Source organism: Collinsella sp. An268, assembly GCF_002159765.1.
Lineage (GTDB): Bacteria > Actinomycetota > Coriobacteriia > Coriobacteriales > Coriobacteriaceae > Coprousia.
Genome location: NZ_NFJH01000002.1, coordinates 125,550 through 140,993, shown reverse-complemented (window position 1 = coordinate 140,993; position 15,444 = coordinate 125,550). Strand labels below are relative to the sequence as shown.

The window sequence follows — 15,444 nt, the reverse complement described above, 5'->3', positions numbered from 1 at the left end:
CTCCCCGCTCGGGGCGGCGGGAGCCGCCGGCTCCCGCCGCGTCGATCAGTAGTCGTTGGCCGCGGGAGAATCCATCCACGCGCGCACAAAGGCGCCGTAGCGGCCCTCGATGATGGCGGCACGCGCCTCGCGCATAAGGTTCAGCAGGAAGTAGATGTTGTGCATCGAAAGCAAGATGCCGCCGAGCATCTCGTGCTGCGTCACCATGTGGCGGATATGCGCCCGACTGTAACCGCCCGTGCAGACGGGGCAGGTGCACGCAGGATCGATGGGGCCCGGATCCTTGGCGAAGCGCGCGTTGCGGAAGTTCAGGCGCCCCTCGTGGCTGAAGGCCGACCCCATGCGGCCCGTGCGCGTGGGCAGCACGCAGTCGAACATGTCGATGCCGCAGGCCACGCCGCGCACGAGCGTGGTGGGGTTGCCCACCCCCATGAGGTAGCGCGGCTTGGTGCGCGGCATGTACTCGGCAGCGAGCGGCTCGAGCGACTCGAACATGGTCTCGTGGTCCTCGCCCACCGAATAGCCGCCGATGCCGTAGCCCGGGAAGTCGCCCATCTCCTCCAGACGCTCGAGCGAGCGTACGCGCAAATCAAGATGCATGCCGCCCTGCACGATGCCAAAGAGCGCCTGGTCGGGGCGGGTATGCGCCTTATAGCAGCGCTCCGCCCAGCGGCTCGACAAATCCATGGCGCGCTCCACGTCGCGGCGCTCGGCAGGATAGCCGATGCACTGGTCGAGCTGCATGCAGATGTCGCTTCCCAGCTTCTGGGCGATGGCCATGTTGTCCTCAGGCGTCCAGAAGACATGGCTGCCGTCGTAGTCGGTAGCAATGAAGCGTACGCCCTCGTTGGAAAGCTTGACCGCGTCTCCGTGGCTGAATACCTGGAACCCGCCCGAATCGGTGAGGATCGGGTGGTGCCAGTTCATGAACGCGTGCAGGCCGCCCATCTCGGCGATGAGGTCAGCCCCAGGGCGCATGGCGAGATGGTAGGTGTTGGAGAGCACGATCTGCGCACCGAGGTCGTGCACCGTCTCCCACGGGATGCCCTTGACCGTGGCCTTGGTTCCCACAGGCATGAAGATGGGGGTCTCGATATCGCCGTGCGGCGTGTGAAGCACACCCGCGCGCGCGTGGGTCTCGGGGTCCTCGGCGATAACGTCGTAGCGGAAAAGCAACTGGTCCATGGGTTCCTCTCAAGATGGCAGGGTTGCCGCGTGCCGGCTTGCATCCTGCCGCTGGCCCGTTTACCGGTTTGATTGGCATTCCAGTATAGCGAGCTGGGTAGGATATGCCTATATGCACCTATCGCAACTACGGGCCGCCCACCCTCCGGGCGTTGCGCGACCCCGGAGGGAGCAGGTATGGCAGAGCGCACCAGCACGACCCTTGCATCGTGGAAAAAGACGGCGAAGGTCGTCATTAAGAAACTTGAGCGCAACAACATGGAGGGCTATTGGGCCGCATCGCGCGCAGACGCCATCGACATCGTCCGCCCGTGGCTGCACGATGGCGATTCGATCACCTGGGGTGGCAGCGAGACCTTTACCGAATCGGGCATGAAGGCCGCACTTGTCCGTGCGAGCACCTACCGCATGCTCGACCGCACGCGCGCGACCACCGCTGACGAGAAGCGCGCCATGTGGCAGGCGCGCACCACGGCGGACTGGTTCTTCATGAGCGCCAACGCCCTCACCTTAAACGGCGAGCTCGTGAATATCGACGGCAACTCCGACCGCTGCTCGCTTCTTCTGCACGGGCCCGAGCACGTGGTGGTGCTGGTAGGAATGAACAAGATCGTGGCAGACGTGGACGCCGGCATCAAACGCATCCACACCACCGTCTGCCCGCTCAACGCCGAGCGGCTTCACACGAGCACGCCCTGTGAGCTCACGGGCGCCTGCATCGACTGCCACGCACGCAAGTGCATGTGCTGCAACGTCGTGGTCACGCGCCATTCGCGCCACCCCGGCCGTATCAAGGTCGTCCTTATTGGCGAGGAACTCGGCTACTGAGCGTCGTTCTGCACAAGGGCGTTAGGGCTGAATCCAAGCCTCGCGAGCAAATCGGCATCAGCCTCGTCGCAGATAGAAAGGAACTCCGCGCAGTCTACGGCGCGGACCTTTGACTTGCGAAAGGCCGCTTCATCCCGCGTGATGATGAAATCCATGTCGTTCAGTTCCGCACAAGCACGAATGAGCCCGTCCTCAAAGTCCGGTTCATTGGACTCAAGCGACATGAGGCAGTCTTCTGTACTCGTGGGAGCAACTATCAGAAGGCCCATTAGGTGGTGCACCGCTGCACGCGCAGCAGGCTCCCCATATTGCTTGGACAGGACATAGTAGGCATCTTTGAGCGAGCCCGAGGTCACAAACCCCATGTCACCCTCGCTACTGCATCGTCTGAGAACGAGGCAAGCCTCCTTTGACTGAGGGCGGGCGGGACACACCGCATCCAAAATGATGTTCGTATCAAGCAGGATGCGAAACCCATCCCGCCTACTCATACCTGCTCGCAATCACGTCTTTCATCTCTTGGTCAGAGAGCGTCACTAGCCACGGGGACTCGGGAAGCGCCGAGCGGAACGCCATGAACGCGTCCCATGGATCAGTGGCCGGAGAATCTTGCGCGACATCTTCCGCGGCGGGAACAACGCCCGTGCGCGCAATGTTCTCCCATACGACTCGGATTACATCCGCCACAGAAAAACCCGCCGCGCGAATAACCGCGTCCGCCCGCGCCCGCACCGTATCGTCCACCCTTCCGGACACAACCGATGTCGCCATACCGACCACTTCCCTTCTGTATACAAGTATACAGAAGGTGAATGGGAGCTATGTCCCCCATTTTGACAATGTCAAAGCCTTTTGACGCGACGCCGCAAGCTGCCGTGCGGCCTGGGGGGGGTATGCTGAGGTCAGGCAATGCGGAACCTCAATTGCGAGGAGGCGCGCATGAACGTTGGACAACGCATACGCGAGCACCGCGAAGCGGCAGGACTTCTACAGGACGACCTGGCAAAATCCTGCTACGTCAGCCGGCAAACCATCTCGAACTGGGAGCGCAACCGCACGCTTCCCGATATCGAGAGCCTAAAACGCATCGCGGGCACCTTTGGCACCACGGTAGATGCCCTCATAGGCGACGATGCCCCCGAAATCGCTCAGCGCGTGGACGATGAGGCGCGTGACTTTCTGCTTGTGAACAGCTTGTATACGTGCGGCAGCTTCATCGAGGCAGGCATAATACTCATCAGGAGCGATGAACTTGGCCCGCTTGCATCCGACCTCCTTTGGTGGCTCTATTGGTTTATCTGCGGTGTTACGGTGCTTGCGTCAGCACTCGACACGCGCATAAGACGGCGCCATAATCTCCAAACCACAGCCGAGATCAACCGCTATCTTATCGATCACGCGTTGTCGGAGGATACGTGGCGCACGCGCGCCATGCGCTTCCTTATTGAGCATGATTACATCTCTTACACTGCGGGAGTTTTGCTCGTATGCTCTTTGGGCATCGCGTTGAATGAAGCATACCGAAACGAGATTATGGTGCTGACGGCCTTTGCCATCGTTTTCATGGTCGGAGGTTGGTTCCTGAGAAAGCGGCAAAAAAAGAAGCAGCAGCCATAATCGCACGGTTATAAAAGCAATCATGCGTTCATAGCAACGGTGCCCGCACCGCTTAAGAAGAGGCGGTACGGGCACCTAAACACGCTATCTGCCGAAAAGGCCGCACGCTAATCGACTCCAGAATATGAACGCCGCTAGCACCTAAAGCCCGAGTGCCTCGGCAAACTCGGCAAGCGTGCCGGGGATGTCGATCTGCTGTGGGCAGACCGCGGCGCACGCACCGCAACCGATGCAGGCGCTCGGCTTCTTGTCGTCCGGGAGCGCCCCCACAAGCATGCTCGAGATAAAGTCGCCCTTGCCCGTGAGCTTCATCTGGTTGTACATGGACAGTAGCGTGGGGATGTCGAGACCCTGAGGACAATGGCTTGTGCAATAGTGGCACGCCGTGCACGGTACCGTCCCCTGCCCGAGCATATCGGTAACCACCTCGGCGAGCACCGCACGGTCGGCATCGCTCAGCGGACGCTCCTCCTCAAAGGTGGCGATGTTTGCCTTCAGCTGCTCCATATTGGACATACCGGAAAGCGTCACCACAACCTCGGGGATGCCCTGCAGGAAACGGAACGCCCAAGCCACCGGCTCCTCGTCCGGACGCGCCGCGGTAAGCTTTGCCGCGTTTGCCTCAGAGAGGTTGGCAAGCTTGCCTCCGCGCACGGGCTCCATGACCCACACGGGGATGTTCCACTTCTTCAGAAGCTCCACCTTGCCGCGCGCGTCCTGGAACTCCCAATCGAGGTAGTTCAGCTGGATCTGGCAGAACTCCATGTCCTTGCCATACGCCTCGAGGAAGCGCTCCATCACCGGGATCGAGCCGTGGGCAGAGAAGCCCAGATGCCGGATGCGCCCTGCCTCCTTCTGCTTCATGAGGTAGTCGTGGATGCCAAACTTGGGATCGAGGTAGGCGTCGATGTTCATCTCGCACACGTTGTGGAACAGATAGAAATCGAAGTAGTCCAGCCCCGTCTTCTCGAGCTGGCGCTCGAAGATCCCGGCCACCTTGTCCATGTTGGCAAGGTCGTAGCCCGGGAACTTGGTTGCCACGTAGAAGCTCTCGCGCGGGTGACGGGCAAGCGCGCGGCCCATCACGAGCTCGGAGTTGCCGTTGTGGTAGCCCCACGCGGTGTCGTAGTAATTGATGCCATGCTCCATGGCGTAATCGACCATCGCGAGCGCCCGGGGCTCGTCGATGGCGCTGTCGTCGCCGTCGACCACGGGCAGGCGCATGGCACCAAAGCCGAGGGCCGAGAGCTTGAGATCCTGAAAGTCGCGGTAGATCAAAGGTGCCTCCCCTGCTGTCGGGCACCCGCTCGGCGGCGAAACCGAACGCAGTGCCATACAAGATCGTAACGTGCGCACGAGTGTAATAGTTTGAGCGCGCTCCAAGGCAAGGGCGGGCCGCGGACATGGCGGGGCGGAACACAATTCCACCTAACCTTTGTCCGCGCGAGCAAGTATCATGGGGACATACGAAATCGCAGGAGGCGCTGCATCGGCGCTTTGGGAGGATACGATGGACGAGAACGAGAGCATGCTCGATAGAGAAACAGATCAGAACGAGGCCGCAGCCCCCGCCCCTGCCGAGGCAGACCGTCCCCACGCCGACGTGCCGGATAGCGCAACCGCCGGCGCACCCGATGAGGGAGACGCGCCCGAGGCGGCCGCCGCAGCGGAAGCGACGGGTGCCGAAGGCGCCCCCGCGACCGATACGGGCACCATCCCATCGTTTCTCGTCGCGGCGCAGGCGCGCGCCGAGGAGTCCGCGCCCACCTCAGGCGGGCAGGCCGAGCCTGCCCCGAGCGGGCAGGAGGCTTCGCACGACCCGGAGCACAGCGTCGCCGAGGCGGCGGCCGGAGCCGCGAGCGCCGTGGGCGCCTTCTTCTCCGAGGGCGTCGGCGCCGTACGCGAGATGAGCGCCGCCCGTCGCGCCCATGCCGAGGCGCGCGAGCACCTGGAGGGCCTCGAGCGCACCATCGCCGGCGCAGAGGCCGAGCTCGCCCACCGTCGCGACATCGCCGCTCGCTACGAGGACATCCTCGCCGAGGGACGCGACCGCATCGCCGCCGCAGAGGAGGCCCGCACCGCCGCCCAGGCCAAGCAGCAGGAGATCCAGCGCACCATCGACTCGCTCAAAGAAGAGCTGCAGCGCATGAAGGATGCCGACGCGCAGACCGAGAAGCGCCTGAAGGCCGCCGTCGACGCGGCGGAGGCATCCGAGACGAGCGCCCGCGAGCAGGGTCAGCGCCTGCAGCGCCGCCTCGATGACGCCAAGCGCAACCTCGAGCGCACCAAGGCGGAGCACGAGACCGGAGCCGCCGCAGCCAAGGAGGCCGTCAAGAGCGCCCAGGAGCGGCTCGACACCCTCAAGGCGGAATTCGCCGAGGTCCAGCGCAACCCCTCCGCTAACTCCGCCAACTACAGCGTGCGCGCCCAAGAGCTCGAGCTCGACATCGCCGACGCCGCCGACGCCCTGCGCCGAGCCCAAGAGGACCTGCCCCGCGTGACAGCCGAGCTCGCCGACGCCCTGGAGCGCGCCGAGCGCGCCGTGACCGAGAACGAGAAGCCCATCGAGACGGCGAAGGCATCGTTTGCCGAGATTTCGCAGGCGGCGGATGCGGCGCGCGAGGCCTATCAGACCGCGCGCGACGAGGCCCAGGGGCGCCAGCGCGACCTCAAGGCGAAGATTTCCGCCGAGGAAAACGCCAAGCGCGCCCAAGAGCAGGCCGAGCAGGATGCGGGCGACGAAATTACCGCCGCGCAGCAGACTATCGACGAGGCGGAGGACATCCACGCGCACCCCGAGGTTACCGAGACCATCGCCGCCCGGCTCGAGGCGGACCGCGCCGAGCGTGCCGAGCAGCAGCAGGAGGTGGACGCCCTCGCCGCAGCGGAGAGCGACGTGCGCGAGCGCACCCGCGCCTCGCGCCTGCGCTTTGGCGCCGCGGTCGCCGGCATCATCGTCGTGGTGATCGTGGCCCTCGTGCTCATCTTCGCCCTGTAGCGCCTCACACGAGCATGCGACCCGCCGCCCTTTCGCCCGGGGCAGCGGGTCGCATACAACCCAAGGGAGGCACCGCCTCGTTTGCGGTGCCTCCCCGGCAACTATCTATTACGGTGGACTCTCCTCCAAACCACTCCCGAAGGAACGGAACCGTATGCATACCGGCGGGTGACCCCTGCGACCACGTCAACGGTCGAAACCCAATCTCACGCGGGGCGAACGTCGGACCACCAACCAGGAAACCCTCGAAACTACGCGACCTCGGTCTCGCAGGCGCTGGTCCCGCCGGCCTTCGCTATCTCTTCTGTGCCCATCGGAACCACCTCCTCGGTCGGCCGCTTGTACTCGAAGCGACGAACTTTCTTTTCACTGCTGTTGTTCCCGCAGCTCACACGTCCTATACCACAACGGACCGACAAATGCCGCCGGTCCGCGAACGGTCGATACCGGCCCGCGAACGGTTACGGCGCGCACCCCGTCGAACGGATGCCGCGGGACGCGCGCATACAGCCCGCAGGCAGCCTACTCGATCAGCATCGCGTCGCCAAACGAGAAGAAGCGGTAGCGCTCGCGCACGGCCTCGGCGTAGGCATCCATGATCTGGTCGCGTGTGGCGAAGGCGGAGACGAGCATCATGAGCGTGGAGCGCGGCACATGGAAGTTGGTGATGAGCGCGTCGACCACGTGATACGTCGACCCAGGCATGAGGTAGAGGTTCGTCGTGGCGTCGGCGCGCACCACCACGTCGCCGCGCCCGCGCGTGTCGGCGCCGTCCGCGCGCCCCTCAAAGCGGCGTGCCACCAAGGCGGGGTCGGCCGCGGGCGCCTCGGGGTCGAAGGCGCTCTCGAGCGAGCGCACCGCCGTCGTACCCACCGCGATGACGCGCTTGCCCGCGCGCTTCGTCTCATGCACGGCGTCGATCACCTCGGCCGGCACGTGGTAGCGCTCGGTGTGCATGACGTGCTGCGTGGGGTCGTCCTCCTCCACCAGGCGAAACGTATCGATGCCCACCTCGAGCTCGACCGCGGCAAAGCGCGCGCCCTTCTCCTCGATGCGGCGCATGAGCTCGGGGGTGAAGTGCAGGCCTGCCGTCGGCGCCGCCGCGGAGTGCTCCTCCTTCATGGCGTACACGGTCTGGTACTTCTCGGGGTCGCCCTCGTACTGGGTGATGTAGGGCGGCAGCGGCACATGCCCCGCGGCGTGGATGGCGGCGTCGAGCGTGCGCGGCTCGCCCGACGCGTCGGCGCCCTCCGGCGCAAAGCGCACGAGACGGCCGCCGCGGCTCTCGGGCACGAAGTCGAGCACCTCGCCCGTCAGCACGACGGGCGCGTCCGCGGGCGCATGCGGCCCGCCCGCGCGGTACTCGATGACGGCGCCCGGCTTCAGGCGCTTGCCGGGATTGACGAGGCACTCCCACACGTGGCCCAAAGGATCGACGTCCTCGCGGCGACGGAGCAGCAGCGTCTCGGCCATGCCGCCCGTGGGCTTGCGCCCGATGAGGCGCGCCGGCATGACGCGCGTCTGGTTGATGACGAGCAGGTCGCCCGGCTCGATGTAGTCGATCACGTCGTAGAAGTGCCGGTGCTCGACGCTGCCGCCGTGTGCGAGCGGCACGGTCTCTCCCGTCGTCTGGACGGGCTCGCCGCGGTGGAGGACCAGCAGCCGGCACGAATCGCGCGGCTCGGCCGGAGCCTGGGCGATGAGCTCGTCGGGAAGCTCGTAATCAAAATCATCGGTGCGCATGGATGGGGCCTTTCTCGCGGTTTTTCCGCATGACAGCTTACCACGCCCCGCCAGCCGCCGCAGCGCGCGCCCGGCGGCCCCGTCGCGCAAGGTGGCGGCCCCGCCGCGCAGGGCGAGCGGCGCGAGCCGAGAGCCGGGAGCGGGGAGCCGGCCTAGGTGTCGCCGCGCTGATGCTGGGCGCGGCGCTCGTCGCGCAGGCGGGCGCGGTCGAGCGCGGCCTCGGCTGCCGAGAAGCGGCATCCGCAGTAGTTCTGACGGTACATGCCGAGCTCGCGCGAGCGGCGTGTGGCCTCGGGGTACCACGGGCGAAAATCGCGGACGACGGGGATGAGCCCGTGGGCGCGCGCCAGGCGCTCGAGCACATCGTTACAGGTATCGAAGAGCTGGTAGGGCGATACGGCGAGCGTGGTGGCGATATGGGTGAAGCCCTCGTCCACGGCCACCCGGCACGCCTCGGCAAGGCGCAGCGCGTAGCAGGCCCTGCAGCGCATCTCGCGCCGGAGCGCCCCGATGGGCGCCACGGTCGCCTCCCAGCGGGCGGTGTCCTCGGCGGCCTCGATGAGCGGGATGCCCTCAGCCGCGCACCAGCGCCTGAGCTCGGCGAGGCGCCGGTCGTGCTCGTCTGCGGGCTGGATGTTGGGATTGGTCCAGCAGATGGTGGGCTCGAAGCCCTCATCGGTAAGCAGGCGCACCGGCTCGAGCGAGCACGGCGCGCAGCAGGCATGCAGCAGAAGACGCGTCACGCAGCGGCCTCCCTATCGTCAACGTCGTCGGCGCCCGGATCCTCCCCCGCCCCAAAGAGACGCATGCCCCACGTGGTGTCCTCGCAGTGCGTGATGGCCGGGTCGCTGAGGATGGTCCGCACATAATACCAGTCGCCCGTACACCCGCACAGGTGCACGCCGGCGAGCCCGACCGCAAGCACAGGACAGCCCGCCGCAATCGCGCCGATAAGCACCGCAGCCGTCACCGCCACGCTCGGTCCGAGCGCGATCACGAGGTACTGGCGGCGGGTGTAGACGACGCCCTCGGCGCACGCGTAGAGCATGCCCGCCTTCCAGTTGGCGCCAAACGTGATGTGCACCCCGCGCGGCGCGAAGAGTTTAAAGAGCGCGGCGTGCACGAGCTCGTGCACCGCAAGCAGCGCAAACGTGACCGCGGCAAACGCCGCGAACCAACCGCACATGCCAAACCAGTCCATAGGGCGGATGCCGAGCACGCCGGCGAGCGGCCGGTCGAGCGCCTCGGGCGCGCAGGCGCCGAGGGCGACCATGAGGCCGACCGAAAGAGCCGCAGTCGCGCCGAGCACCGCAAACGACGCGCGCGTCATCCACCGCTGCAGGGCGCGGTCCTCAAACGTGTGTATGTCACCGATTCTTCTCATGTCGACCAGTGTACCCGCACGCACGGGCACCTGTGCGATAATGTGGGGCGGCGGTACCTCCGCGTCCGTAAGCGTCGCGCACGGCGCGCACGCGCGCACCGCCCTCGGCAATCACCACCCTCCGCATCCAAGGAGCTTCTCGCACATGGCCAAGACCTCCACCCCTCAAACGCGCCCCACGTGGCCACGCCGCGCCATCGTAACGGCGGGCATGCCCTACGGCAACAAGAACCTGCACTTCGGGCACGTCGGCGGCGTCTTTGTTCCCGCCGATTTCTTCGCGCGCTTCCTGCGCGACCGCATCGGCGCCAAGAACGTCCTCTTCGTCTCCGGCACGGATTGCTACGGCTCGCCCATCATGGAGAGCTACCGCAAGCTCTGCGACGAGGGGTACGCCAAGTCCATCGAGGAGTACGTGGAGGAGAACCACGACCGTCAGGCGGCGACCCTTGCCGGCTACGACGTGGCATGCGACTTCTTTGGCGGCAGCGCCCTCGCCCCCGCCGCCAAGGTCCACGAGCAGGTGACCGACGAGATCCTCCACCGCCTGAAGGACGCGGGCGTGCTCACCCGCCGCTCGACGCTGCAGTTCTACGACCCGCGCGCCGGCCAGTTCCTGAACGGCCGCCAGGTGGTCGGCCGCTGCCCCATCCAGGGTTGCAAGTCCGAGAAGGCCTATGCCGACGAGTGCGACCTCGGGCACCAGTTCGAGCCCGAGGAGCTCATCGCCCCCGTCTCGGCGCTCACGGGCGAGACCCCCGAGCTCCGCCCCGTCGAGAACCTCTACTTCGACCTTCCCGCCTACCGCGACTACCTCACGCGCTACACCGACGGGCTCGAGGACGACGACACCGTCCGCCCCGTGGTGGTGAAGACGATGGAGGAGTGGCTGGGCGACCCCGTCCTCTACATCCAGAACAAGTTCCGCGAGGCGTTCGACGCCGTCGAGGGCGAGCTCCCCGCCCACACCGTGGTGGAGCCCGAGGGCAACAAGAGCTCGTTTACCGTGGTATTCCCCTCGTGGCGCGAGCGCGACGAGGCCCATGCCGTGCTCGCGCGCGGCGGGGTGCGCTTCCGCTCGGGCAAGGCGCTCGTGCCCTTCCGCATCACGGGCAACATCAGCTGGGGCGTGCCGGTGGACGATTCCTGCGGCTGCAGCGGGCTCACCTGCTGGGTGTGGCCGGAGAGCCTCTGGGCGCCCATCAGCTTCACCCGCACCGCGCTCGCAGAGGCCGAGCGCGCCGGCGACGACGCGCGCTACTCGTCCCTCGACTGGCACGACTGGTGGTGCACGCCGGACGCGCACGCCTACCAGTTCATCGGGCAGGACAACATCTACTTCTACGGCATCGCGCAGACGGCGCTCTGGGAGGCGCTCGGCTGCAACATGCAGCAATCGACGCTCGTGGCCAACTATCACGTGCTCTACATGGGCAAGAAGGCGAGCTCGAGCTCCAAGACGCCGCCGCCGCCCGCTTCTGAGCTGCTCGAGCACTACGATGCCGAGCAGCTGCGCGCGCACTTCCTCTCGCTCGGCCTGGGCGAGAAGCCGGTGAGTTTCTCGCCGAAGGCCTACGACCTGCGCGAGACCGGCAAGAACCCGGACGGCACGCCGCTCCTCGCGCGCGACGACAAGCGCGTCATCGACCCCGTCCTCAAAGAGGGCGCCCTGCTCACGGGCGTGTTCAACCGCCTCGCGCGCTCCTGCTTCTACGGCGTGGCGATCAAAGAGGGCGACCCCAGCAGCGTGCGCACGGGCTGCATCCCCGCCGGCGAGGCGACGCCCGAGGTGCGCGCAGCCGCCGAGGAGGCCATCCGCTCCTTTGAGGAGGACGTCCACCGCTTCGCGTTTCACCATGCCCTCGGCGTGTGCGACGCGTACCTGCGCGCCGCCAACAAGCGCTGGAGCGATGCGAGCAAGGCCGCCAAGGCGGCGCAGAAAGAGGACCAGGCCGGCGGAGACGCCCTCATGCACCAGGCGCTCGTGGACGCGTTCGCCGAGCTCCGCGTCGCAACCGTGCTCATGCACCCCGTGGTGCCGCGCGGCTGCGAGCTCATCTGCGAGCACTTCGCCATGGATCCGGACGTGTTCTTCAGCTGGGAGCACATCTTCGATACGACCGACGAGCTGGTGCGCGCGCTCGGCGAGGAGCCGGGCACCCATGGCGTGAAGGAGCTTCCGCCGCGCTTCGACTTCTTTGCGTTCTAACGGACCGAGTGGGCGCCGCAGCGGCCCTGCGGGGCCTTGACCTGCTGATTGTCTGCCGCTTGGGAGCCCGGCTCCTTCTTTCGCGGTGCCAGGCTCCTCCCCCAGCCCATGGGCATGCCAGGGGGTTATTCATTCTAGTGCCTAGTTGCGCCCCCTCTTCTGAAGTAGAGGGGGCGCTTCCTGTTTGCAAAAGGGCAGGTCAGAGCGCCGGCCGGTTTTGCGGCTACATTCAAGATACACCTTAAACCAGGCACTAGAATTAATAACCCCCTGATTTCGGGCGCGTGAATCGCCCCCGACGGGCGCCATGCCCTACTATCGCCCGGGGTTTTGCCGCGCGGCCCGCCGAAACCCCCACCGAAGGCCCATAAAACCCTTACGATACGCTGAATGAGCGGGGCCCCACTTGGGGTATAGTGTTTCAGCTCGCCCCTGACGCGCGGTGGACATCGCGTTACGGGGGCGTTTCTGTTGATAGGCAACCATGAGGGGGTTTTATGGCAGATATCGCTATCCGCCGGGCGCACGAGGGGGACATCCCGTCCGTCGAGCACGTGCTCCGCGAGGGCAAGGCCGCTATCGCCGAGCTGGGCATCTCGCAGTGGCAGCACGGCACCTACCCCAACCATGAGGATGTGGCGCGCGACGTCGCGCAGGGGCACTGCTACCTTGCGGAGGACGAGACCGGCGCCGCGCTCGGCACCATCGCCCTCTCGTTTGACGGCGACCCCACATACGACGCCATCGACGGCGCCTGGTTCACGCAGACGACGAGCGCTAACGCCCGCTATGCCACCATCCACCGCACGGCAGTCAACCGTGCCGCCGCACGCCGCGGCGTTATGAGCGCCCTCTTTGCCGAGGCGGAGCGCCTCTCGCGCGCTGCGGGCTGCGAGAGCATGCGCGCGGACACCCATCCCGGCAACACCCCCATGCGCGGGCTGCTCGAGCGCAAGGGCTTCACGGCGTGCGGCACCATCCTGCTCACCCGCGATGACCCCGACCCCATCCGCGTCGCTTACGAGAAGGTGCTCTAGCTATGGCAATGCTCTACCTGATGCGCCACGGACAGACGGAGTTCAACGTGCGCAAGCTCGTACAGGGCCGCTGCGACGCCCCGCTCACGGAGCTCGGCGTCGAGCAGGCGCGCCGGGCGGCCGCCTGGTACCGCGAGCACGATGTACGGCCCGCGCGCCTGGCCTCGTCGCCCCTCGGCCGCGCGCACCGCACGCTCGATATCGTCATCGAGGAGAACCCGGGCTTCGCCGCGCTCCCCCGCACCGACGAGGACGGCCTCATGGAGCGCTGCTACGGAATCTACGAGGGGCGTCCCATGAGCGAGTTCCCCGTGAACCCGTGGGAGCCGGGCGACGCGCTCGTGGCGGAGGGCGGCGACTCGGAGGAGAGCGCCCGCGCCCGCATGGTGGGAGCGCTGCGCCGCCTCATGGCGGAGGCCGACGGCGGCGACGTGCTCGCGGTGGCGCACGGTTCTATCATCACGCTGTTCAAGACGACGATGGCCGCGTACGCCCGCTGCGAGCAGGACGTGAAGCTCGCCAACTGCTGCATCCTCACGTTTGCCTACGACCCGGCGACCGGGACCTTCGCCAACACCCAGATCGTCAACGTGGCGGAGCCGGGCGCGCTCGAGGGCGCGGCGCAACCCCGGGCGTAGTTCCCGCGTCTACCGGTGCTTGCCGTGGCTGTTCCGCCAGATCTCGCGCCCGAGCATGAGCGCGAGCACCAGCGCCGCAAGGTAGCCTAGAAAGCCGATGACGGGGATACCGAAGATGACCGGTTCGATGCGCGCGTAGTACACCACGGACGACCCGATGAAGAGGCCGGCGATGACCATCGACATCGACAGGCGGTCCACGATGGCGCCCACGCGCCGCAGAACCTCCTCCGAGCCGATGACCTCGGTGTTGAGCTTGAGCTGACCGCGCGTGAGCATGCGCGACGCGAGCCCGAGGTGCTCGGCGGCCTCCAGCGTGCCCTTGGTCGCCCGCACGGAGCTGCGCGCCAGATCGCCCGCCAGCTCGCGGGCGCGGGCGTAGCTGCTCTTCTCGCGCTTGATATGTGCGGTGATGATCTCGATCATGTTGACGTCGGGCAGATACTCGGTGAGCAGGCCCTCGAGCGTCACCATGCCGCGTGCGAACATCGTGACCACGCTCGGCAGCTCGACGTCGTTTTTGCGCGCCAGGTTGATGAGCGCCGTGAGAAACTTACCGATATCGAGGTCGCGCAGGTCGAGGCTGCCGAAGTCCTCCACGATGAAGTCGAGGTCCGAGAGAAACGACGTGTGGTCGATCTCGGAGTTGTTGCCGCGCGTCACGGCGAACCGCATGAGCGAGTCCTTGAGCTTGGGCACGTCGTTTTCCGCCACGGCGAAGACGATGTCCTTCACGAGACGCCGGTCGTGGCTGGACATGCGTCCCACCATGCCGAGGTCGATGAAGTAGATGACGCCGTCGCGCAGGATGATGTTGCCCGCATGCGGGTCCGCATGGAAGAAGCCATGGTCGAGCACCTGCGTCGCATAGTCGTCGACGATGCGCTCGCCCACGTCGCGAAGCTCGTAGCCCGCCGCCACGAGCTCGTCGGGCTCGGCGATGGAGATGCCCTCGATATAGTCCATCACCACGACGTGCTCGGTGCAGAGGGCGAGGTAGGAGCGCGGACACGACACGCCGGGCGTGCTCGCGTGGTAGGCGTAGAACTCGTCGAGGTTCCGCGCCTCCATAAGGAAGTTCGTCTCCTCGCGGAAAGACTGCCAGAGCTCCTCCACCACGTCGTGCAGATCGATGAACTGGTCGGTCTTCACAAAGCGCGAGATGTGGCGCACCAGCGACCGCATGATGTCGATGTCCTGCGCCATGACCTGCTGGGCACCGGGGCGCTGCACCTTGATGGCGACGTCCTCCCCCGTCACGAGGCGGGCGCGGTGCACCTGGGCGAGCGAGGCGCTGCCGAGCGGGTTGGGGTCGACGGCGTCAAAGATCTCGCCGAGCTTGTGGCCGTACTCCGCCTCGAGGCACTCGAGCACCACGCGGTAGGGCACGGGGTCGACCTCGGTGCGGAGACGCCGGAGCTCGTCGCAGAAGCGCTGCGGGAGGATCTCGGAGCGGTTGGCGAGGATCTGCCCCATCTTGACGAACATGGGGCCGAGCTCCTCCAGCATGCAGCGCAGGCGCACAGGCGTGATGTTGTTCCACACCTCGTACTTGCGCGCGATGTGGAAGATGGTCGCGATGCGCCGGCGGCGGCCAATGGGGGTCAGCTGGTACTTCTCCGTATCGGCCATGACCTCCGGCTCGGCGGGCACCGTGTCGACGGCGCGCTCGCGGCGGCGGGCGGTGCGGCTCGGCACCGGGTCCTCCTCCGCGGGCGCACCCTCGGTATACACCGTATCCTCGGGCACGAGCGGCTCAAAGGCCGCTGCGTGGTCCTGCCCTGCGCTGTCCTTCGGCATGGGGG

14 protein-coding genes are annotated in these 15,444 nt (G+C 66.4%); 6 read left to right on the top strand and 8 right to left on the bottom strand.

Going from position 1 to position 15,444, the window contains the following annotated elements:
* Nucleotides 1-45: 45 nt before the first annotated feature.
* Nucleotides 46-1,185 (bottom strand): tRNA guanosine(34) transglycosylase Tgt, encoded by a 1,140-nt coding sequence (gene tgt / locus B5F70_RS02545; RefSeq protein ID WP_087203996.1) that lies wholly within the window; start codon nt 1,183-1,185, stop codon nt 46-48.
* A gap of 177 nt (nt 1,186-1,362) precedes the next feature.
* Here tgt and B5F70_RS02540 point away from each other — a divergent pair, with 177 nt between their 5' ends.
* Nucleotides 1,363-2,013: a lactate utilization protein gene (locus B5F70_RS02540; protein WP_087203995.1), complete on the top strand. Its 651-nt coding sequence runs from the start codon at nt 1,363-1,365 to the stop codon at nt 2,011-2,013.
* Here B5F70_RS02540 and B5F70_RS02535 read toward each other — a convergent pair.
* Together B5F70_RS02535 and B5F70_RS02530 are read right to left on the bottom strand one after the other, a co-directional pair.
* Nucleotides 2,007-2,504 (bottom strand): PIN domain-containing protein, encoded by a 498-nt coding sequence (locus B5F70_RS02535; protein ID WP_087203994.1) that lies wholly within the window; start codon nt 2,502-2,504, stop codon nt 2,007-2,009. The two genes, B5F70_RS02540 and B5F70_RS02535, sit on opposite strands and share 7 nt — an antisense overlap.
* On the bottom strand, nt 2,497-2,784 hold the full coding sequence (locus tag B5F70_RS02530; RefSeq protein ID WP_087203993.1) for a type II toxin-antitoxin system RelB/DinJ family antitoxin: 288 nt from the start codon (nt 2,782-2,784) through the stop codon (nt 2,497-2,499). The genes B5F70_RS02535 and B5F70_RS02530 overlap by 8 nt, the downstream gene beginning before the upstream one ends.
* A gap of 168 nt (nt 2,785-2,952) precedes the next feature.
* Between B5F70_RS02530 and B5F70_RS02525 the strand changes: the two genes are divergently transcribed.
* Nucleotides 2,953-3,630, top strand: coding sequence for a helix-turn-helix transcriptional regulator (locus B5F70_RS02525; RefSeq protein ID WP_158094911.1), 678 nt, complete (start codon nt 2,953-2,955; stop codon nt 3,628-3,630).
* Nucleotides 3,631-3,771: 141 nt separating this feature from the next.
* Here the strand turns inward: B5F70_RS02525 and B5F70_RS02520 are convergent, their stop codons facing one another.
* Nucleotides 3,772-4,908: an aldo/keto reductase gene (locus tag B5F70_RS02520; RefSeq protein ID WP_087203991.1), complete on the bottom strand. Its 1,137-nt coding sequence runs from the start codon at nt 4,906-4,908 to the stop codon at nt 3,772-3,774.
* 232 nt (nt 4,909-5,140) lie between these two features.
* Here B5F70_RS02520 and B5F70_RS02515 point away from each other — a divergent pair, with 232 nt between their 5' ends.
* A complete protein-coding gene (locus B5F70_RS02515) occupies nt 5,141-6,628 on the top strand; it encodes a hypothetical protein (RefSeq protein WP_087203990.1) in 1,488 nt (495 codons plus the stop codon).
* Between the two features lie 522 nt (nt 6,629-7,150).
* Here the strand turns inward: B5F70_RS02515 and queA are convergent.
* The 3 genes from queA to B5F70_RS02500 all read right to left on the bottom strand — a co-directional run bounded on the left by queA (nt 7,151) and on the right by B5F70_RS02500 (nt 9,755).
* Nucleotides 7,151-8,371 (bottom strand): tRNA preQ1(34) S-adenosylmethionine ribosyltransferase-isomerase QueA, encoded by a 1,221-nt coding sequence (gene queA, locus B5F70_RS02510; protein ID WP_087203989.1) that lies wholly within the window; start codon nt 8,369-8,371, stop codon nt 7,151-7,153.
* 152 nt (nt 8,372-8,523) lie between these two features.
* Complete coding sequence (locus tag B5F70_RS02505; protein WP_087203988.1) at nt 8,524-9,114, bottom strand: epoxyqueuosine reductase QueH; 591 nt, start codon at nt 9,112-9,114, stop codon at nt 8,524-8,526.
* The gene (locus B5F70_RS02500) at nt 9,111-9,755 is read right to left on the bottom strand and encodes a DUF3267 domain-containing protein (RefSeq protein ID WP_143753907.1); all 645 of its coding nucleotides are present in this window, start codon (nt 9,753-9,755) and stop codon (nt 9,111-9,113) included. Before B5F70_RS02500 ends, B5F70_RS02505 begins: the two co-directional genes overlap by 4 nt.
* Before the next feature lie 145 nt (nt 9,756-9,900).
* Between B5F70_RS02500 and B5F70_RS02495 the strand changes: the two genes are divergently transcribed.
* The 3 genes from B5F70_RS02495 (at nt 9,901) to B5F70_RS02485 (ending at nt 13,639) form a co-directional block, all read left to right on the top strand.
* Nucleotides 9,901-11,964 (top strand): class I tRNA ligase family protein, encoded by a 2,064-nt coding sequence (locus B5F70_RS02495; RefSeq protein WP_087203986.1) that lies wholly within the window; start codon nt 9,901-9,903, stop codon nt 11,962-11,964.
* A gap of 497 nt (nt 11,965-12,461) precedes the next feature.
* Nucleotides 12,462-13,001 carry a GNAT family N-acetyltransferase gene (locus B5F70_RS02490; protein WP_087203985.1) on the top strand — a complete coding sequence of 180 codons (540 nt, stop codon included), beginning with the start codon at nt 12,462-12,464 and terminating at the stop codon, nt 12,999-13,001.
* 2 nt (nt 13,002-13,003) lie between these two features.
* Nucleotides 13,004-13,639, top strand: a complete 636-nt coding sequence (locus B5F70_RS02485; RefSeq protein ID WP_087203984.1) for a histidine phosphatase family protein — start codon at nt 13,004-13,006, stop codon at nt 13,637-13,639.
* Between the two features lie 9 nt (nt 13,640-13,648).
* Here B5F70_RS02485 and B5F70_RS02480 read toward each other — a convergent pair whose 3' ends face one another.
* Nucleotides 13,649-15,439, bottom strand: coding sequence for an AarF/UbiB family protein (locus tag B5F70_RS02480; RefSeq protein WP_087203983.1), 1,791 nt, complete (start codon nt 15,437-15,439; stop codon nt 13,649-13,651).
* Nucleotides 15,440-15,444: the final 5 nt, after the last annotated feature.